Genomic DNA, 19,909 nt, shown 5'->3' on the forward strand with positions numbered 1-19,909 from the left:
AAAGATTTTTCCTTAGTCAGCAATTCCCCTAGTATAACAAGTTCAAAAAAGGTGGTCAATTTATCTGCTCATACCCCAGTATGTTGCTCCGTACTTCTGAGATAAAATAGAGAGACCCTGTAACAAACAACAAGTCCTTGGTATCGGCTCTTTCTTCAAAATCGCTAATAAATTCTCGGTAAGACGGAATCACATCGTAACCTATTACATCTGTCTCGTCCAAAGCCCCCTGATAGTCAAAGCCGGTCACCTTGAGTTCCACCTGAGGCAATTTTTCAGTCAGATAAGCCAACATCCCTTGATAATCCTTCCGTTTCAAGGCTCCAAAGAGGATTTGAGGACGATAACCTTCCTGCTCTTTTTCTTTGATAAACTCAACCAAGCGAGTCAAGGCAGGGAGGTTATGGGCACCGTCCAAGTATATCTGCGGACGAATATGCTCCAAGCGACCAGCCCAATGAGTCTTCTCCAAAGCCTGTCTTACAACCTGCTCATTAACAACTTCCTTTCCTTCCCTCATAAAAAGAAGAAACGTTTGCAACGCCAAGGCCGCATTCTCCTGCTGATAAGCTCCTTCTAAGCCTATTTTCAACTGCGAAATATTTAGTAAAGAACTTGAAAAATCCCCATTCAGCATTGAAAAATCTTGACCTGCCTGATAAAGGTCAACAGTTAAAAATCCTGCTTTTTTCTGACAGACAAGCCTAGCTTCTGGAGCCAATTTCGCAATCACTGCCTTCTTACCAGCCTTGAAAATACCAGCCTTCTGCTCTGCGATTGCTTCCAGACTATCACCCAAGGTCTCCTGATGGTCGAGCCCGATGGAGGTGATGACAGCAAGCTCTCCGGTTACCACATTGGTCGTGTCAAGTAAGCCACCAATTCCCACTTCTAGTAAAACCAAATCCACCTCTTGCTCCCTAAAATAGAGAAAAGCAATCAAGGTCAGCAATTCAAAAAAGGACAACTGATCATGGGTTTGCAGAAGCGTTTTCTCCATCTCCTTGACCTGCTCAGCCAAACGGATAAAGTCTGCGTCTGCTATCGGTTGCCCATTAATGCAGATTCGGTCATTGATAGAGACGATATGAGGGGAGGTAAAGGTCGCGACTTTTTTACCATGCCCCATAAATAACTCCCTCATAAAAGCAATGGTAGATCCTTTCCCATTAGTCCCTGTTACGTGGATAATAGGGTAAGACTGCTCGGGATTTCCTAACAAATCCACCGCTTGTTGCATTCGGTCCAAACCTGATCGAAAATTCAAACCAATCCGACTGTGAAGCCATTCTTCTACTTCAAACATACACATCTCCTTGACAAAAGTCCAATCAATTACCTAGCAAAATTCCGTAGATAACAAAAAACGAGGCCAGGATTTTCGTCCCGACCTCTTACCTGATTAGCTAATAACTAGCTACTATGAATGCTAACGTGGAGTAAAACACCACCCAGATTCACCAGCTCTCTTATTTAAAGGAACTGGGATAAAAATGTTCACTGAACTGCCTGCGTTTCTAATTTCTAGCACAGGGCTAAAAACGTCCCCCGGACGTTTTTACTCCTCCATAAAGCTGTTGAAGACTTCTTCAATCATGTTCCACTCGTCTTCTGAGTCTTCTGGGATTGGTTGCAATTCGCCTTCTGTTCCATCTTCGTTTTCGATGAATGAGTAAGCTTGGATTTCAACTTGTCCGTCTTCGTCTTCTTCTGCGTTAACTGGTACTAGAAGAACATAGTTTTTACCAAATTCTTCTTTTCCATCAATCGTCAAAAGGATTTCAAACAAGGTTTCATTTCCTTGCTCATCTACTAGTGTGATTAGTTCACGTTCTTCGTGGTCGTGGTTATGATCGTGTGACATAGCCTCTCCTTTATATTAAAATTTTCTATCTAAATAATTTTGTAAAATCAGCTGAGCTGCTAACTTATCAATGACTTTCTTACGCTTGTTACGGCTAATATCTGCTTGTTCAATCAGCATGCGCTCTGCGGCAACTGTTGTCAAGCGTTCATCCTGATAATCTACTGGTAAACCAAAAAGCTCTTCTAGCTTTGCTCCGTAGGCTTGACTAGCTTCCACGCGCGGTCCACTTGTATTGTTCATGTTTTTAGGCAAACCCACTACAAATCGTTCCACCTTGTAAGCATCAACCAATTCCTTAACGCGGTCGAAACCAAATTGACCTTGCTCCTCATTGATTTGGATGATTTCAAGCCCTTGAGCTGTAAAACCGAGCGGATCGCTAATCGCCACCCCTACCGTTTTTGAACCGACGTCCAATCCCATAATTCTCATAGGTTATAGATCGACTCCTTGTCCTTTAAGGTAGTAGCGGACCAATTCCTCAACGATTTCATCACGCTCATACTTACGGATTTGATTTCGTGCATTATTATAACGAGGAACGTAGGCAGGGTCTCCACTCAATACGTAACCTACGATTTGGTTAATCGGGTTGTAGCCCTTATCGTTCAACGAAGCATAGACATCAGTCAAAGTTTCGCTAATTTCTTTTTTATTGGAATCGTCCAATTTAAAACGTACTGTTTCTTCAGTAAATCCCATTCTAACACCCTCTTTCCTTAGAATAGTACCATTATAGCATAATTCCTTACGTTCTACAATTCAGGCAGTCTATTTATTTGGATTTTCTACTGTTCTGTCGCACCATTTGCCAATCTGTCTGAAATATATTTGCTTGGTTCATTCTTCAAGAGATTTTCCAAGCCAATGTTCTTCAAATATTCTAACTGAGAAGCCTTCTTGACATCCAGAACTTGAAAATCAAAACTAGTCGTTGTTTGAAGTTCTGTTGCGCTCAATAGTTTTGTTTCAAGCTTAAATCCTGCTAATTTACGAGCTTCTACGATGGCCTCATCCTTCTCCTCTGCCTCGAGAAGAGCTTTTTGAGTTTCTTCAACTCCATGTTGGTCGATATAGTTCTTCAACTCATCAGAAACTGGACGTTTTTGTTGAATCGTTAAGCTCAAAAAAGTCTTGTCCTTATATGTAATGATTTGAGTTTGCTGGCTACCATCATCTGACTTGGGCAAGACCAAAGTCTTGGTTACAACTGTATTCTTCTCGGCATTTTCAATAACTGGCAATGCCGACTGAAGCGTATCCTTTTCTGTTTTTGTAGCTGGTCCAGTTTCTTTTTTCTGTCCGCAGCCAACCAGGACAAAAAGGAAAGCTAGACTAACAAGAACTATTTTTTTCATTTCTTTCTTCTTTCTTTTTGAAATTAAAATAGAATAAGACTGGGAATTGCTCCCAGCCTTGATGTTTATAGAGCTGCACGCAAACGTGCTTCTGCATTTTCTACATTACGGACAGAGCGTGGTAGGAAGGCACGAATATCGTCTTCCTTATAGCCAACTTGCAGGCGTTTTTCATCCACAAGGATTGGGCTCTTTAAAATTCTCGGTGTTTCCATAATCAGATTGAGGACTTCATTGACACTCAAATCTTCAATATCCACTCCAAGGGCTTTGGCATAGCGATTTTTAGATGAGACGATGCTGGCTATTCCGTTATCTGTTTTGGTCAGAATATCCAGTAATTCTTCTCGCGTAATTCCTTCTTTACCAAGGTTTTGTTCTTTATAACTTAACTGGTGGGCATTGAGCCAGGTTTTTGCTTTTTTACAACTAGTACAACTTGAGACTGTATAAATTTTAATCATGTACCTACCCCTTTCGCTACATGTTACTATCAGTTTAGTCTATTATACCATAAAAAACATCCGACTTGCGACCTATTTTTAAATTTTTTTGACTTTTTTCGTCATTTTCGTACTTTTTTCTTGACAAATAACTAAATGACTATCAACTCTTTTGGAGCTAGGGTCAATAATTCACAACCTGTCTCCGTAATCAGGATATCATCCTCGATACGAACGCCATATTTACCTTCGATATAGATACCTGGTTCATCGGTTAAGGCCATACCTGCCTTAATAGTTTCTGTAGAAGTTTGGCTAAAGTAAGGCTCTTCATGGATATCCAGTCCAATACCGTGTCCAATACCGTGGGTAAAGTAGTCGCCATAGCCTGCCTCGATGATAATATCACGAGGAATTTTGTCAAAGTCACGGAAACCTAAGCCAGCCTTAGCCTGATCAATCAAGGCTTGGTTGGCTTTCAAAACCGTATTGTAAATCTCTGCTTGCTCGTCGCTAACATGCCCTAGATAGATAGTCCGTGTCATATCACTGACATAGTGGTCATAAAGGCAACCGAAGTCCATTGTAATGGCTTCTCCTAGCTCCACTGGTTTGTGCATAGGATGGGCATGGGGTTTGGAAGAGTTGATACCGCTAGCTAGAATGGTGTCAAAAGACAAGCCAGATGCTCCCAACTCACGCATGCGGAAGTCAAGGAAGTTGGCAATCTCAATTTCAGTCTTTCCTGGTTTGATAAAGTCAAGTGCATCGCGGAAAGCTTGGTCTGAGATAGAACAAGCTTTGCGAATAGCTGCAATCTCCACTTCATCCTTAATCATTCGAAGACCTTCAACAAATTGAGTTTGTGGAAGCAAGTCAATTCCTTCAAAGGCTGCCTGCATACGGTGATAATAAGAGACTGAAATCTCGTCCTCAAAACCGATTCGAGACAAGCCCATGTCCTTAACAATACCCGCAATGACAGCCAATTCATCACGGTCTGCTACGATTTCAAAACCACTGGTTTCTTGCTTGGCTGCAATGATATAGCGAGAGTCTGTCACCAAGACCTGACGATCACGGCTGATAAAGACTGTTCCGTTTGAGCCCCAAAAACCAGTCAAATAATAGACGTTTTTAAGGTTATTGATGATGATGCCATCTAGTTCTTTTTCTTGCATTTTAGCTAGAAATGCTTGTACACGTTTATTCATGATGTAACTTTCCTTTCAAATACTGTCCTGTGTAGCTGGCTTGGTTAGCAGCTACTTCTTCTGGAGTTCCTGTTGCGATGATGGTTCCACCACCGACACCGCCCTCAGGTCCCAAGTCGATGATATGGTCTGCCGTCTTAATAACATCTAGATTGTGCTCAATGACAAGAACTGTATTGCCATCGTCGACAAAGCGAGCCAAGACTTTAAGCAAGCGAGCAATGTCCTCAGTATGCAGCCCTGTCGTCGGCTCATCCAGAATGTAGAAAGATTTTCCTGTCGATCGTTTGTGAAGTTCGCTAGCCAGCTTCATACGCTGGGCTTCTCCCCCAGAAAGGGTGGTAGCTGGTTGCCCTAGCGTCACATAGCCCAACCCTACATCCTTGATGGTCTGAAGTTTACGTTGAATCTTTGGAATGTGTTGGAAGAATTCCACCGCATCGTTGACGGTCATATCCAAGACCTGCGAGATATTCTTTTCCTTGTAGTGAACTTCTAGGGTTTCACTGTTGTAGCGAGTCCCGTGGCAGACTTCACAAGCCACATAAACATCTGGCAAGAAGTGCATCTCAATCTTAATGATCCCGTCACCTGAGCAGGCTTCACAACGACCTCCCTTAACGTTGAAACTGAAACGTCCCTTTTTGTAACCACGAATCTTGGCCTCATTTGTCTGGGCAAAAAGGTCACGTATATCGTCAAAAACTCCAGTATAGGTGGCTGGGTTAGACCTCGGCGTTCGTCCGATAGGGCTCTGGTCAATGTCAATCAAGCGGTCTACATGCTCAATTCCTGTAATGGTCTTGAATTTACCAGGTTTGTCTGAATTGCGGTTGAGCTTCTGAGCAATGGCTTTTTTGAGGATACTGTTGATCAAGGTCGATTTCCCTGAACCTGATACACCTGTCACCGCGATGAATTTTCCTAGTGGGAAGCGAGCAGTGACATTTTGCAAGTTGTTCTCACGCGCTCCCGTCACTTCGATAAAACGACCATTTCCGGGACGGCGCTCTTCTGGTACTGGAATGGCACGTTTGCCTGACAAGTACTGGCCTGTGATAGATTTGCTGTTGCGAGCCACCTGTTTGGGCGTACCTGCGGCAACAATCTCCCCACCAAAAACACCGGCACCGGGACCAACGTCAATCAGATAATCCGCCTCACGCATGGTATCTTCGTCATGTTCTACCACGATGAGAGTATTGCCCAAGTCACGCATCTTTTTGAGACTGGCAATCAGGCGATCATTATCCCTCTGGTGGAGACCGATTGACGGCTCATCCAAAATATAGAGGACACCTGATAGGTTAGAACCAATCTGGGTTGCCAAACGAATACGCTGACTTTCCCCACCTGAAAGGGTTCCTGCCGAACGTGACAGAGTCAGATAATTAAGACCCACGTTATTAAGGAAGGTCAAACGATCCTTGATTTCCTTGAGAATGGGACGAGCAATAATAGCTTCATTTTCAGACAAGGTTAGCTGACTCACCAAGTCTAAGTGGTCCGCGATAGACAGGTCTGAAATTTCTCCGATATGTGGCCCTTGCTGGCCACCTACACGGACAGACAAGGCCTGATCATTGAGACGATAGCCGTGACAAGTTCCGCAGGTCAGCTCATTCATGTAGAGGCGCATCTGGGTGCGCGTGTAATCGCTGTTTGTCTCGTGATAGCGACGTTTGATATTATTGACAACTCCCTCAAAAGGAATGTCAATATCGCGCACTCCACCAAATTCATTCTCATAGTGGAAATGGAATTCCTTGCCATCTGACCCATAGAGAATCAAGTTCTTATCCTCTTCTGACAAGTTCTCAAAAGGCTTATCCATATCCACTCCAAAAGCTGTCATAGCCTGCTCTAGCATATTTGGATAGTAGTTGGATGAGATAGGATTCCAAGGTGCTAGCGCCCCCTCACGTAGCGTTTTGCTGGCATCTGGCACTACTAGGTCGATATCCACCTCCAGCTTAATACCCAAACCATCACACTCACTACAAGAACCAAAAGGAGCATTGAAGGAGAAGAGACGTGGCTCTAACTCTGGAACAGTAAAGCCACAAACTGGACAGGCATAATGCTCAGAGAAGAGCAACTCAGAGTCGTCCATAGTGTCGATAATGACATATCCTTCTGCGATACGAAGGGCAGCCTCAACGGAATCAAAGAGACGACTACGAATGCCCTCCTTGATAACGATACGGTCAACCACGACATCAATATTGTGTTGCTTGCTCTTAGACAAGTCTGGCACTTCGGTCACATCATAGACTTCCCCATCCACACGGACACGGACATAACCATCTTTCTGAATCTTTTCAACAACGCTCTTGTGCTGTCCTTTTTTCTTACGGATGACTGGGGCTAAGATTTGCAGGCGCTGGCGTTCTGGCAATTCTAAAACCTTATCCACGATTTGCTCCACAGAAGAAGCCTTGATAGCTCCATGCCCGTTGATACAGTAAGGCGTCCCCACACGCGCGTAGAGGAGACGCAGATAGTCATTGATTTCAGTCGTGGTTCCCACCGTCGAGCGAGGGTTTTTGCTAGTCGTTTTCTGGTCGATGGAAATAGCTGGGCTGAGACCATCAATGGCATCTACATCTGGTTTTTCCATATTTCCTAAGAACTGACGAGCGTAGGCTGACAAACTCTCCACATAGCGACGTTGTCCCTCCGCATAGAGGGTATCAAAGGCCAGACTGGATTTCCCTGAACCTGACAAGCCAGTCACTACAACCAGCTTATCTCGTGGAATCTCCACATCAATATTTTTTAAATTATGGGCACGCGCCCCATGAATGACAATTTTATCTTGCATCTTTGTTCTTTCTAGTCCATTATTGCTTACCATTATACCAAAAAAAGTGAGATTCTATTACCCAAAAGGCTGAATTTGTAGTATAATAGTACGGTGTGAAAAAATCTGAAAAATGAGAAAGGATAAGGGATATGAAACAAGTTTTTCTCTCTACAACAACTGAATTTAAAGAGATCGATACGCTTGAACCGGGTACTTGGATCAATCTCGTCAATCCGACTCAAAATGAATCACTCGAAATCGCTAACGCCTTCGATATTGATATTGCCGACCTTCGAGCACCGCTCGATGCGGAAGAAATGTCTCGTATTACGATTGAAGACGAGTACACCCTGATTATCGTAGACGTTCCAGTCACAGAGGAAAGAAATAACCGCACCTACTACGTAACCATCCCGCTTGGTATTATCATCACCGAGGAAACCATTATCACTACGTGTTTGGAACCACTACCGGTCCTCGATGTCTTTATCAACCGTCGATTGCGTAATTTCTACACCTTCATGCGTTCGCGTTTCATCTTCCAGATTCTCTATCGCAATGCAGAGCTTTACCTAACAGCCCTTCGTTCAATCGACCGTAAGAGTGAGCAAATCGAAAGTCAACTGCATCAATCAACTCGTAATGAAGAATTGATTGAGCTCATGGAATTGGAAAAAACTATCGTCTATTTCAAGGCTTCCCTCAAAACAAATGAGCGTGTGATTAAGAAATTGACCAGCTCAACCAGCAATATCAAGAAATACCTTGAGGACGAAGACCTGCTTGAAGACACCCTGATTGAAACCCAACAGGCCATCGAGATGGCAGACATTTATGGAAACGTCTTGCACTCTATGACAGAGACCTTTGCCTCTATCATTTCTAACAACCAGAACAACATCATGAAAACCTTGGCACTTGTGACCATCGTCATGTCCATCCCTACCATGGTCTTTTCTGCCTACGGGATGAACTTTAAGGATAATGAAATCCCCCTAAACGGAGAGCCAAATGCCTTCTGGTTAATCGTCTTTATCGCCTTTGCTATGAGTGTCTCGCTCACTCTCTATCTCATCCATAAAAAATGGTTCTAAGAGGAGTTCCTATGTCTCAGATTGATCTACAAAAATTAACTAAGAAAAACCAAGAGTTTGTCCACATCGCTACCCAACAATTCATCAAAGATGGGAAAACAGACGCTGAAATCAAGGCTATTTTTGAGGAAGTTATTCCCAAAATCCTTGAAGAGCAAGCCAAGGGTACGACTGCTCGTTCCCTCTATGGCGCACCGACCCACTGGGCTCATAGTTTCACTGTCAAGGAACAATATGAAAAAGAGCATCCAAAGGAAAATGATGATCCAAAACTCATGATTATGGACTCAGCTCTTTTCATCACTAGCCTCTTTGCCCTCGTCAGCGCCCTCACAACCTTCTTCTCAGCAGATCAGACTCTCGGCTATGGTTTAATTACTCTCCTATTAGTTGGACTTGTTGGTGGATTTGCCTTCTACTTGATGTACTACTTTGTTTACCAATACTATGGACCAGATATGGACCGCAGTCAACGCCCACCTTTCTGGAAATCTGTACTGGTTATCCTAGCTTCTATGTTCCTTTGGTTGCTCGTCTTCTTTGCAACAAGCTTCCTACCAGCTAGCCTTAACCCAGTACTTGCTCCATTGCCGCTGGCTATTATCGGAGCAGCCCTCCTAGCCCTTCGCTTCTATCTCAAGAAACGCTTGAATATCCGCAGCGCAAGTGCAGGACCAACACGCTATTAAGAAGAATGATAAAAGCAACTGCAGGCGCGGTTGCTTTTTTACTACTTTCTTGATTTAAAAGTATTCTTCTGACATCCCACATAGCTCTATCTAATCTTTTGTGATAAAATAGGCTCAACCTATTTCTAGGAGGATAAAATATGATTTCTACTATTGGTATTGTTAGTTTATCTAGTGGCATTATCGGAGAAGACTTTGTCAAACACGAAGTGGACTTGGGTGTCCAACGTCTCAAGGACTTGGGACTCAATCCTATCTTTTTGCCCCATTCGCAAAAAGGATTAGACTTTATCAAGGATCATCCTGAAGCTCGTGCAGAGGATTTGATTCATGCCTTTTCTGATGATAGCATCGACATAATCCTATGCGCCATCGGTGGAGACGATACCTATCGCTTACTACCTTATCTTTTTGAAAATGACAAACTCCAAAAGGTTATCAAACAAAAAATTTTTCTTGGTTTCTCGGATACAACCATGAACCATCTCATGTTGCATAAACTAGGAATCAAGACTTTTTACGGTCAATCCTTCTTAGCAGACATTTGTGAATTAGACAAAGAAATGCTAGACTATAGCCTTCACTACTTTAAAGAATTGATTGAGACGGGAAGAATCTCAGAAATCCGCCCTAGTGACGTTTGGTATGATGAAAGGACTGACTTCAGTCCCAAGGCTCTGGGGATACCTCGTGTCAGTCATGCAAATACCGGTTTTGAATTATTGCAAGGAACTGCCCAGTTCGAGGGAAAAATCCTCGGTGGTTGCCTCGAATCCCTCTACGATATCTTTGACAACTCTCGATACACAGATAGCGCGGAGCTCTGCCAAAAATACAAACTTTTCCCTGACTTGTCAGACTGGGAAGGAAAGATCCTCTTGCTCGAAACAAGTGAAGAAAAGCCTGAGCCGGAAGACTTCAAAAAGATGTTGCGAACTTTAAAGGACACTGGCATATTCGCGGTCATCAATGGACTCTTGGTCGGAAAACCTATGGATGAAACTTTCTATGACGACTATAAAGAGGCACTATTGGATATCATTGATAGCAATATCCCGATTGTCTATAATTTGAATGTCGGCCACGCAACTCCAAGAGCAATTGTCCCCTTCGGAGTTCACGCCTATGTAGATGCAAAGGAGCAAATCATTCGCTTTGACTATAACAAAAAATAAATAGTTTCTCTATTTTTGTGCTTTTGTATTCGTTTTCGTTACAATTTGTATCTGAATTTATTGCATTTCGCTAATTTCTATGATATCCTTTTGAAGGAGGTGTATATGACAAAACAAAAAATTAATCGAATCGTAGGTTCTATTGGTGCCTTTATTGGAATTATAGTATTTATTGCCTACATACCTCAAATTATCGCTAATTTACAGGGAAATAAAGCTCAACCATTTCAACCTTTATCAGCTGCTATATCTTGCTTAATCTGGGTTATTTATGGATGGACAAAGGAACCTAAGAAGGATTGGATACTAATCATTCCAAATTCAGCTGGTGTTATTTTAGGTGGAATCACTTTTTTGACTTCACTCTAACAAATCTAATAGTATATATAAAAAGCTGGGAAAAATTTCTCAGCTTTTTTCTATATTCTCAGATATGCTAGTTACCTGTACACACTAATTCCTGCTTTTCCATTCACAATCATTCTCGTGGTCATCAACTAGCCCTGCAGCCTGTAGAAAAGACAAGACAGCGACTGGTCCTGTGAACTTGAAGCCTCGTTTTTTGAGATCTTTGGCTAATTTCTCAGACAAAGGTGTTTTAGCTGGGGCTTGGCGGTAATCGGGAACATCGTTAACAATCGTTTTCCCCTCAACAAAAGACCAAAGATAGGCATCAAAAGAGCCATGGTCTTCCTGTAGTCGTAGAAAGGCTTGGGCGTTAGCGCGTGTAGCAAAAATCTTGGCTCTATTTCGGATGATGGCTGGATTATCCAGCAAGTCTTCCAATTCAGTATCGGTCATTTCTGCGACCGCTTGAATTTGATAGCCATAAAATGCTTCTCGGAAAGCTTGACGTTTGTTGAGCACCGTTTCCCAAGACAGACCATGTTGAGGCGGTAAGTTTGCTAGTCAAGGAGTAAAACGACGAAGATTAGCATTTACTTCCGCCCATGCGATAGCTGTCCGTGATTGACAAGTGCTAGCACGCAGACAGAACGGAGATAGCGAACCGCTGAGTGTGTCGCTCTGCTCGTAAAAGCTTAGAAACCTTTGAACGAAAGGGATAATGAAAGCCTTGATTGCAAGGCTTTTTGCTTTATGGTGGGTAAGTATCAGAGTGAGAAAATTTTTGGAATGAGTAGAAGTGATAGCTAGAAATTATCAGTTTCTATTTCCATTTACCCTGTGGGTACGTGTTTGTTTCCATTGACAAGGAGTTTGTGGGAATAGAAATGTACCCACCTTGTTTGAATCAAGTGAAGTGTAGTTGAAGGAAATCTGTTGAAAGCAATACTTCATTTTACCGAATAAGTAATAATTTAGGCAACTTCAAATCGATTAAAAAAAACTATTTTAAAGGTTAAGAGTAGACAAAAATTGTCCACTCTTTTTTGCAAACTCAATTTATCAATAAATGAAATGAGGGAATGTAAAATGAAATATTTTGAGGTTGAGTTAGAAAATCCTGATGAATTTTTAAAACTACAAACAGAAGATTTTGTGAAAGCTAATCGCTTGCTACTAAGGAAGATAATCCAGAGCGTTACAGTCTATGAAGAAAACTTCGTCATATCCTTTAAATCTGGCATCGAATTGGAAGTATGAGTCTCATTCCATAACTTTTATATTGAACATATCATCTTTTTGTGTTATACTATAAATTGATATAAACAAAGATGTAGGAGGAACCGAAACTATGACAGCCTCAATGCGTTTAAGATAAGCTGGCAATAAAAAAAGCAGAATCTATACCCGATGATAGGCTTTTTTGTTGTGCTTATTTATACGATATTGAGCATTCATTAGTTACGGTGAGGATATTGGTTATTTAACTATACCTTTATTTAACTATGTCTTTAATATGAATGTTTCCAAATTGTATGTATGCAGACCAAAAGCCACATTGTGGGGTTTGGCCTGCATTTTTTATTGCCTAGAATGCTATTCAAAATAGAAATTCAAGCAAAATAATATGCAGGAGATAATATAAATGGAAAAATACAACAATTGGAAACGAAAATTTTATGCAATATGGGCAGGGCAAGCAGTATCATTAATCACTAGTGCCATCCTGCAAATGGCGATTATTTTTTACCTTACAGAAAAAACAGGATCTGCGATGGTCTTGTCTATGGCTTCATTAGTAGGTTTTTTACCCTATGCGATTTTGGGACCTGCCATTGGTGTGCTAGTGGATCGTCATGATAGGAAGAAGATAATGATTGGTGCCGATTTAATTATCGCAGCAGCTGGTGCAGTGCTTGCTATTGTTGCATTCTGTATGGAGCTACCTGTCTGGATGATTATGATAGTATTGTTTATCCGTAGCATTGGAACAGCTTTTCATACCCCAGCACTCAATGCGGTTACACCACTTTTAGTACCAGAAGAACAGCTAACGAAATGCGCAGGCTATAGTCAGTCTTTGCAGTCTATAAGCTATATTGTTAGTCCGGCAGTTGCAGCACTCTTATACTCCGTTTGGGATTTAAATGCTATTATTGCCATCGACGTATTGGGTGCTGTGATTGCATCTATTACGGTAGCAATTGTACGTATACCTAAGCTGGGTAATCAAGTGCAAAGTTTAGAACCAAATTTCATAAGGGAGATGAAAGAAGGAGTTGTGGTTCTGAGACAAAACAAAGGATTGTTTGCCTTATTACTCTTAGGAACACTATATACTTTTGTTTATATGCCAATCAATGCACTATTTCCTTTAATAAGCATGGAACACTTTAATGGAACGCCTGTGCATATTTCTATTACGGAAATTTCCTTTGCATTTGGGATGCTAGCAGGAGGCTTATTATTAGGAAGATTAGGGGGCTTCGAAAAGCATGTATTACTAATAACAAGTTCATTTTTTATAATGGGGACCAGTTTAGCCGTTTCGGGAATACTTCCTCCAAATGGATTTGTAATATTCGTAGTTTGCTGTGCAATAATGGGGCTTTCGGTGCCATTTTATAGCGGTGTGCAAACAGCTCTTTTTCAGGAGAAAATTAAGCCTGAATATTTAGGACGTGTATTTTCTTTGATCGGAAGTATCATGTCACTTGCTATGCCAATTGGGTTAATTCTTTCTGGATTCTTTGCTGATAAAATCGGTGTAAATCATTGGTTTTTACTATCAGGTATTTTAATTATTGGCATTGCTATAGTTTGCCAAATGATAACTGAGGTTAGAAAATTAGATTTAAAATAAACAATATTGGAGGAATATTTATGTATCTTATTTTCATGTAACTCTTCCTGCTAAAATCGCAGGGTTTTCCCTGCATACAAGCAAATGAAAGCATGCGATTATAGACAGGAGGAAATGTTATGGAATTAATATTAAAAGCAAAAGACATTCGTGTGGAATTCAAAGGACGCGATGTTTTAGATATAAATGAATTAGAAGTATATGATTATAGACAGGAGGAAATGTTATGGAATTAATATTAAAAGCAAAAGACATTCGTGTGGAATTCAAAGGACGCGATGTTTTAGATATAAATGAATTAGAAGTATATGATTATGACCGTATTGGTTTAGTAGGAGCAAATGGTGCTGGAAAAAGCACTTTACTCAGGGTACTTTTAGGAGAATTAACTCCCCCAGGATGTAAAATGAATCGTCTGGGTGAACTTGCCTATATTCCCCAGTTGGACGAAGTAACTCTGCAGGAGGAAAAAGATTTTGCACTTGTAGGCAAGCTAGGTGTTGAGCAATTAAATATACAGACTATGAGCGGTGGTGAAGAAACAAGGCTTAAAATAGCACAGGCCTTATCGGCACAGGTTCATGGTATTTTAGCGGATGAACCTACGAGCCATTTAGACCGTGAAGGAATTGATTTTCTAATAGGACAGCTAAAATATTTTACAGGTGCACTGTTAGTTATTAGCCATGACCGCTATTTTCTTGATGAAATAGTAGATAAAATATGGGAACTGAAAGATGGCAAAATCACTGAGTATTGGGGAAACTATTCTGATTATCTTCGTCAGAAAGAGGAAGAACGTAAGAGCCAAGCTGCAGAATACGAACAATTTATTGCGGAACGTGCCCGATTGGAAAGGGCTGCGGAGGAAAAGCGAAAACAGGCTCGTAAAATAGAACAGAAGGCAAAAGGTTCTTCAAAGAAAAAAAGTACTGAAGACGGAGGGCGTTTAGCTCATCAAAAATCAATAGGAAGTAAGGAAAAAAAGATGTATAATGCTGCTAAAACCCTAGAGCACAGGATTGCGGCCTTAGGAAAAGTAGAAGCTCCGGAAGGCATTCGCAGAATTCGTTTCAGGCAAAGTAAAGCATTGGAGCTCCATAATCCATACCCTATAGTCGGTGCAGAAATTAATAAAGTATTTGGGGATAAGGCTCTGTTTGAAAATGCATCTTTTCAAATTCCGTTAGGAGCAAAAGTGGCGTTAACTGGTGGTAATGGAATCGGAAAAACAACTTTAATCCAAATGATCTTAAACCATGAAGAAGGAATTTCTATTTCGCCTAAGGCAAAAATAGGTTACTTTGCACAGAATGGTTACAAGTACAACAGTAATCAGAATGTTATGGAGTTTATGCAGAAGGATTGTGACTACAATATATCAGAAATTCGTTCAGTGCTAGCATCTATGGGGTTCAAACAGAACGATATTGGAAAAAGTTTATCTGTTTTAAGCGGTGGAGAAATTATAAAATTGTTGCTTGCTAAAATGCTCATGGGTAGATATAACATCCTAATAATGGATGAACCCAGTAACTTCCTTGACATACCAAGTTTAGAGGCTTTGGAAATACTAATGAAGGAGTACACCGGAACTATCGTGTTTATCACCCACGATAAACGATTACTCGAAAATGTAGCAGATGTAGTTTATGAAATTAGAGATAAGAAAATAAATCTGAAACATTAAATTTAAGGTAGTCGCTGGTCAGTATAGTCTGTTCTGGTTGGCGACTCCATTGTTAAAGAGTATAAAGACTTTAGATTTTATGAATATTAAAAATAGGAACAGTCAATTGAACTGCTCCTATTTTTCTGCTAAATATATTGTAGTTTTCTTATATGTATAATGATAGATTAGCGGATTCTCATCTACGGTACTTACTTCAAATATGAAGAAGTGATCGCGGTTATCTCTGGACTTTTCCTTATTGAGGACAAAGTAATTCTTACGTGAAGTCGCCATTGTTTTTAGGATATCATCAGTTAGGAAGGTCAATGGAATATTCATGTTAGAGTAGCGGTAGAAGTCACGTTCAAAATCTTGGTAGCTCTCGCTATAATAGTCCATTTGTAGATGATTACGCTGAAACTCAAGCTGATTCATAGAGCACCTCCTCGACAAGTTCAATACTAATAATGTCTTTTAATTTCAAATTGATGTGACCTGTTGTAGTTTTTATCAAAATGAAATCTTTGGTCAGACTTGGTATTGTTCCAGTGTAGGAAACACGCTTGTTTTTTTCAATCACTTGAATGCGTGTGCGTAGCTGCCCGGCGTATACTTGACTGAGGAGTAATAATTTCTTCTCTAGTGATAAGTCAGACATGTACGTTACTTTGTTTGTATCATCAGAGAGTGCTGATGCATGTTCAGATAGGAAAAAGCCCATCCATTTTTGCATCTTTGTATCCTGGTACTCTCTTGCTGATTGAAATGGTAAATATGAACGGTCAATCATATCAAATCCTTTCTATGCAGAGGCAAGGGTATTTTTATCAAATTGAATCGTAAAACCTTGAATTCCCCCACCTGTGTAACATTCTTTAAAGCGATTGATTACCTCAGTATAGATTATCACAGATGAGCTTGTTGGCTTAATGCTAAATGTAAATTCCAATGGTAATCGGTTTTCAGATTTAGCATGTACTAGTCGTATCGATATTTCAGTTGTTTTGAGTTTTCTCTGACGAAGTTTTGAAGTTGCTGTTTCAACGATTCCATGTAAAAATCTTTCAAGCATTTCAATATCATTACATCCTTTGCTACGGATTTCTGAAAATTGTACTGTATTTTTTTCTTGTTTCATTTTAATCCCTCCAATCCACCCGCGGAATGACCACCGATAAGTTTACTGCGTTCAATATTTCTGGAACCTTCAGTTAGGACGGTTCCTTTTTGTATGGCTAAAAAACCAAACTGTTCTCTGACAACATCAATAGCTGTCTGAAGTCTATTATCTTTTTCAATTTGTTCTACATCATCAAAGAGTGATAGTAGAGTATAGCTTTCATCTACGAAGCCACTATAAGATACACCAATTTGTCTCACTGCACCAGAGGTGTATTTTTTCGGAATAATACAAGTACATGACTCACCATTGTTTTGGGGAGATTTGCGGGTTCAATTTTATTCTGAGCATTTATAGATTTTTTCATCTCAGTCCTAGAATAGCCAATATGAATAGAAACGACAGTAGTCAATACTAGGGCTACTGTTCCGTTCCACAGTATCATTTAAAAATCATTTTCACACCCTTTCGTCTATTAGTATAGAAGAAAGCTCTCAGCACAGCCTGATAGGTTTCCATACACAACAACTCAAACAATGCTTGGTCATCATGGAGGGGTTGACCCCACTCCTCATCATGATAGGCAATGTAGAGCGGATTGGTCACCTTGACCCACGAACAACGTTTTGTCATGCTCTGCTCCTATTTGACCAACATTTTAAGGGCCGACTTGATATAGTTCTCAGCTGTATCTGTCGTTCCTTCAAAGAATTTCTTGATTTTCTTGAGTTCGGTCGCCTTGTATCCCAGTGCCAACATGGCTTCCATGGCTTCTTCCAATTCTTGGTTTTCAGCGCTTGCTTGCACTGCGACCTTAGCAGGAAGGTCATCTCCAGCAACTACTACCTTGCCTTCCAAGTCCAGCACCATCTGCTGGGCTGTTTTCTTGCCAATTTTAGGGAACTTGGTCAAGTAGGTAATATTCTTGGTTTCGATGGCTTGAACCAAGCCAGCATTGTCATCAGCAGCGATAATAGCAAGAGCTGATACAGGACCAATCCCAGAGACCGAAATCAGACTGAGAAAGAGCTTTTTCTCGTCTTCTGAGCGAAATCCATAAAGCAGATGAGCGTCCTCACGCACGACTTGATGCACATAAATTTGAGTTTCTTGGTTGACCTGTCCTGAGTAAGCATAGGGATTAGCCACATGCAGGATATAACCGATACCATTGATTTCAATAACAATGTATTTGGCAGTGATTTTGGTAATGATTCCTTTTAAATATTCGTACATAGTTTTCCTTTTAGTTTAATATTTCCCCAACTCACGGAGACTGGTGTGATTTTCCTGAATGCGTCGGAACATCTTTTCCATATCCGACTTGGTGAAGTGCACCAAAACAGGACGTCCGTGGGGACAGTTGTAGGGATTGTCACATTGAGAGAGCTGATAGAGGAGTTGTCTAGCTGAATGATCATCAATACGATGGTTGGCCTTAATCGACCGCTTGCAGGACATCATAATAGCCAGCTCTGCTCGGTATTTCTTGATAGAAACTTCCTTGGTCAAGAGTAGCATATCACACATTTCATAGATGCCTGACTCAATCTCTTCTTCTGCCATCCAAATAGGATGTTCACGTAGGATAAATTGATTTTCCCCGTACTCTGCTAGAAAGACTCCAACTTCCTCCAAAAGTGCCATTCTTTCCTTAAGACGAAGGGCATCATCCGCTGGAAATTCAAAGATATAGGGCACTAGGAGTTGCTGCTGGCTCTGGTCAACATTGCCAATGCTTTCACGATACTCCTCGTACTTAACCCGTTCCTGAGCCGCATGTTGATCTATGATGTAGAGCCCATCTCGCCCTTGGGCAAAGAGATAGGTTCCATGCATTTGCCCGAAAAATTCCAACTCTGGGAAGCTTGATGATTCTTCTCGCTCCAGCTTGTCATAGGCCTTATCCAGACTGGCTAAATCTAGCTCTGGATGGTCTAGTTGGTCATAGTTAGCTGGTTTTCTCTCTGCAAAATGCAGTTTTGCCGGCTTAGTCAATTGATCCAAGGTTTCTTTGGCAAACAGAGTCAAATCCTGCCTTTCCTCAGTCAATTCCACCTGATAATCAGCCACCTCAGCTTGACTAGGTCTTGTAGGCTCAGTTTTCTCATAGTAGAGCGTATTTTCTTTGAGTGGGAGAATAGTTTGCTCCACCTTCTCACGATTGCGCACGGTCGATTTGGCAAGATTTTCCAAGGCATCAGGTATCAAAGTTTGCTCCTTGAGACTATTAGAAATAGCTTCTGAGACAAGGGTCATCAGTTCTTTTTCCTTGGAAATCCGCACCTCTTGCTTGGTTGGGTGCACATTGACATCCGCTAGATAAGGGTCAATATGGATATGAATGACAGCCAGTGGAAAACGCCCCACCATGAGCTTACTGCCATAACCGTCAAGAATAGCACGATTGAGTAAAAAGTTCTTGATATAACGACCATTGATGAAAAGGCTGATATAGTTGCGGTTGGCTCTAGTTAACTCAGGCAAGGACACAAAGCCAGAAATTTCGAAATCAAGGTCAGAATTCTCAATTTCAATCATCTTCTTTGCACTCGCCAAACCGTAAATCCCTGCGATAGCTTGGCGCAGTTGACCAGTCCCTGCTGTCCGCGTCATTTCCTTACCATCACTAATCAAACTAAAAGAAATTTCAGGATGGGCTAAGCCCAGACGGTTGACAATATCAATAATATGAGACAGCTCCGCTTGCTGGCTCTTCATATACTTGAGGCGGGCAGGCGTGTTGAAGAAGAGATCCTCCACACAAACCTTGGTTCCCACAGGACTAGTCGCTGGAATGATTTCTTCTACTTCTCCTCCACGAGCGACGAGCTTGGTTCCATGACTTGCACCATCCATCGCCGTCAAAAGGGTCAGAACACTAACAGAAGCGATAGAAGGCAGAGCTTCACCACGAAAACCAAGCGTCCGAATCCGAAAGAGATCTGCCTGATTTTTTATCTTACTGGTCGCATGACGACGCAGAGCCAGCTCTACCTCATCGTGGGCAATTCCATGACCATTATCTGTGATTTGAATCTTCTTGAGACCAGCTTCCTCAATCTCAATGATAATCTGACTAGAACCAGCGTCAATGGCATTTTCTACCAGCTCCTTAACAACGCTAGCTGGACGCTCGATAACCTCTCCAGCTGCAATCTGGTTTGCCAGCACCTCTGGCAATTCAATAATATGAGACATCTTTCAGCCCCTTTCTGTATCTATTTTCCTAGAAATTGATTAGTGCTATTATACCATATTTC

General features: G+C 41.3%; 21 protein-coding genes and 2 pseudogenes. 7 read left to right on the forward strand and 16 right to left on the reverse strand.

Annotated elements, in window-relative coordinates:
• Nucleotides 1-55 precede the first annotated feature (55 nt).
• From SP4011_RS10330 to uvrA, 8 genes are all read right to left on the reverse strand, one after another.
• The gene (locus SP4011_RS10330; protein ID WP_000464298.1) at nucleotides 56-1,306 is read right to left on the reverse strand and encodes a bifunctional folylpolyglutamate synthase/dihydrofolate synthase; all 1,251 of its coding nucleotides are present in this window, start codon (nucleotides 1,304-1,306) and stop codon (nucleotides 56-58) included.
• 252 nt (nucleotides 1,307-1,558) lie between these two features.
• Entirely contained in the window at nucleotides 1,559-1,864 is a 306-nt protein-coding gene (locus SP4011_RS10335; protein WP_000017620.1) for a DUF1292 domain-containing protein, read from the reverse strand.
• A 15-nt stretch (nucleotides 1,865-1,879) separates the two neighbouring features.
• Entirely contained in the window at nucleotides 1,880-2,299 is a 420-nt protein-coding gene (ruvX, locus tag SP4011_RS10340) for a Holliday junction resolvase RuvX (protein ID WP_033609357.1), read from the reverse strand.
• A gap of 3 nt (nucleotides 2,300-2,302) precedes the next feature.
• Nucleotides 2,303-2,569 carry an IreB family regulatory phosphoprotein gene (locus SP4011_RS10345; protein ID WP_000507059.1) on the reverse strand — a complete coding sequence of 89 codons (267 nt, stop codon included), beginning with the start codon at nucleotides 2,567-2,569 and terminating at the stop codon, nucleotides 2,303-2,305.
• An 86-nt stretch (nucleotides 2,570-2,655) separates the two neighbouring features.
• Complete coding sequence (locus tag SP4011_RS10350; protein WP_000725130.1) at nucleotides 2,656-3,225, reverse strand: SP0191 family lipoprotein; 570 nt, start codon at nucleotides 3,223-3,225, stop codon at nucleotides 2,656-2,658.
• Nucleotides 3,226-3,290: 65 nt separating this feature from the next.
• Nucleotides 3,291-3,689 carry a transcriptional regulator Spx gene (gene spx, locus SP4011_RS10355; protein WP_000591165.1) on the reverse strand — a complete coding sequence of 133 codons (399 nt, stop codon included), beginning with the start codon at nucleotides 3,687-3,689 and terminating at the stop codon, nucleotides 3,291-3,293.
• Nucleotides 3,690-3,820: 131 nt separating this feature from the next.
• Nucleotides 3,821-4,882 (reverse strand): M24 family metallopeptidase, encoded by a 1,062-nt coding sequence (locus SP4011_RS10360; protein WP_001042844.1) that lies wholly within the window; start codon nucleotides 4,880-4,882, stop codon nucleotides 3,821-3,823.
• Nucleotides 4,875-7,706 carry an excinuclease ABC subunit UvrA gene (uvrA, locus tag SP4011_RS10365; protein ID WP_001152881.1) on the reverse strand — a complete coding sequence of 944 codons (2,832 nt, stop codon included), beginning with the start codon at nucleotides 7,704-7,706 and terminating at the stop codon, nucleotides 4,875-4,877. The genes SP4011_RS10360 and uvrA overlap by 8 nt, the downstream gene beginning before the upstream one ends.
• A 131-nt stretch (nucleotides 7,707-7,837) precedes the next feature.
• Here uvrA and SP4011_RS10370 point away from each other — a divergent pair, with 131 nt between their 5' ends.
• The 4 genes from SP4011_RS10370 (at nucleotide 7,838) to SP4011_RS10385 (ending at nucleotide 11,015) form a co-directional block, all read left to right on the forward strand.
• A complete protein-coding gene (locus SP4011_RS10370) occupies nucleotides 7,838-8,782 on the forward strand; it encodes a magnesium transporter CorA family protein (protein ID WP_000815623.1) in 945 nt (314 codons plus the stop codon).
• An 11-nt stretch (nucleotides 8,783-8,793) separates the two neighbouring features.
• Nucleotides 8,794-9,471 (forward strand): DUF1129 domain-containing protein, encoded by a 678-nt coding sequence (locus tag SP4011_RS10375; protein ID WP_275543586.1) that lies wholly within the window; start codon nucleotides 8,794-8,796, stop codon nucleotides 9,469-9,471.
• Between the two features lie 140 nt (nucleotides 9,472-9,611).
• Entirely contained in the window at nucleotides 9,612-10,646 is a 1,035-nt protein-coding gene (locus tag SP4011_RS10380; protein ID WP_275543587.1) for a S66 family peptidase, read from the forward strand.
• A 105-nt stretch (nucleotides 10,647-10,751) separates the two neighbouring features.
• Nucleotides 10,752-11,015, forward strand: coding sequence for a SemiSWEET family transporter (locus tag SP4011_RS10385; protein ID WP_000166114.1), 264 nt, complete (start codon nucleotides 10,752-10,754; stop codon nucleotides 11,013-11,015).
• 84 nt (nucleotides 11,016-11,099) lie between these two features.
• Here the strand turns inward: SP4011_RS10385 and SP4011_RS10390 are convergent.
• Nucleotides 11,100-11,537, reverse strand: a pseudogene (locus tag SP4011_RS10390) (DNA-3-methyladenine glycosylase I); the annotation flags it as partial.
• Between the two features lie 543 nt (nucleotides 11,538-12,080).
• On the opposite strand from SP4011_RS10390, the gene SP4011_RS10395 reads away from it, so the two are divergent.
• The 3 genes from SP4011_RS10395 to msr(D) all read left to right on the forward strand — a co-directional run bounded on the left by SP4011_RS10395 (nucleotide 12,081) and on the right by msr(D) (nucleotide 15,544).
• Nucleotides 12,081-12,251: a hypothetical protein gene (locus tag SP4011_RS10395; protein WP_000873143.1), complete on the forward strand. Its 171-nt coding sequence runs from the start codon at nucleotides 12,081-12,083 to the stop codon at nucleotides 12,249-12,251.
• Nucleotides 12,252-12,636: 385 nt separating this feature from the next.
• Complete coding sequence (mef(A), locus tag SP4011_RS10400; RefSeq protein ID WP_000417519.1) at nucleotides 12,637-13,854, forward strand: macrolide efflux MFS transporter Mef(A); 1,218 nt, start codon at nucleotides 12,637-12,639, stop codon at nucleotides 13,852-13,854.
• Between the two features lie 226 nt (nucleotides 13,855-14,080).
• Nucleotides 14,081-15,544 carry an ABC-F type ribosomal protection protein Msr(D) gene (gene msr(D), locus SP4011_RS10405; protein ID WP_000420313.1) on the forward strand — a complete coding sequence of 488 codons (1,464 nt, stop codon included), beginning with the start codon at nucleotides 14,081-14,083 and terminating at the stop codon, nucleotides 15,542-15,544.
• 117 nt (nucleotides 15,545-15,661) lie between these two features.
• Here msr(D) and SP4011_RS10410 read toward each other — a convergent pair whose 3' ends face one another.
• The 7 genes and pseudogenes from SP4011_RS10410 to mutL form a co-directional block, all read right to left on the reverse strand.
• On the reverse strand, nucleotides 15,662-15,961 hold the full coding sequence (locus tag SP4011_RS10410; protein WP_001072467.1) for a DUF5960 family protein: 300 nt from the start codon (nucleotides 15,959-15,961) through the stop codon (nucleotides 15,662-15,664).
• Nucleotides 15,948-16,316 (reverse strand): hypothetical protein, encoded by a 369-nt coding sequence (locus SP4011_RS10415; protein ID WP_000567222.1) that lies wholly within the window; start codon nucleotides 16,314-16,316, stop codon nucleotides 15,948-15,950. The genes SP4011_RS10410 and SP4011_RS10415 overlap by 14 nt, the downstream gene beginning before the upstream one ends.
• A gap of 12 nt (nucleotides 16,317-16,328) precedes the next feature.
• Nucleotides 16,329-16,664: a hypothetical protein gene (locus SP4011_RS10420; RefSeq protein WP_000806926.1), complete on the reverse strand. Its 336-nt coding sequence runs from the start codon at nucleotides 16,662-16,664 to the stop codon at nucleotides 16,329-16,331.
• Nucleotides 16,661-16,906 carry a hypothetical protein gene (locus SP4011_RS10425; protein WP_001813542.1) on the reverse strand — a complete coding sequence of 82 codons (246 nt, stop codon included), beginning with the start codon at nucleotides 16,904-16,906 and terminating at the stop codon, nucleotides 16,661-16,663. Before SP4011_RS10425 ends, SP4011_RS10420 begins: the two co-directional genes overlap by 4 nt.
• A gap of 187 nt (nucleotides 16,907-17,093) precedes the next feature.
• Nucleotides 17,094-17,279, reverse strand: a pseudogene (locus SP4011_RS10430) (DNA-3-methyladenine glycosylase I); the annotation flags it as partial.
• A gap of 9 nt (nucleotides 17,280-17,288) precedes the next feature.
• Nucleotides 17,289-17,882 (reverse strand): Holliday junction branch migration protein RuvA, encoded by a 594-nt coding sequence (gene ruvA / locus SP4011_RS10435; RefSeq protein ID WP_000273402.1) that lies wholly within the window; start codon nucleotides 17,880-17,882, stop codon nucleotides 17,289-17,291.
• 15 nt (nucleotides 17,883-17,897) lie between these two features.
• The gene (gene mutL, locus SP4011_RS10440; protein WP_000018185.1) at nucleotides 17,898-19,847 is read right to left on the reverse strand and encodes a DNA mismatch repair endonuclease MutL; all 1,950 of its coding nucleotides are present in this window, start codon (nucleotides 19,845-19,847) and stop codon (nucleotides 17,898-17,900) included.
• Nucleotides 19,848-19,909: the final 62 nt, after the last annotated feature.

The organism is Streptococcus parapneumoniae (assembly GCF_037076355.1).
Lineage (GTDB): Bacteria > Bacillota > Bacilli > Lactobacillales > Streptococcaceae > Streptococcus > Streptococcus parapneumoniae.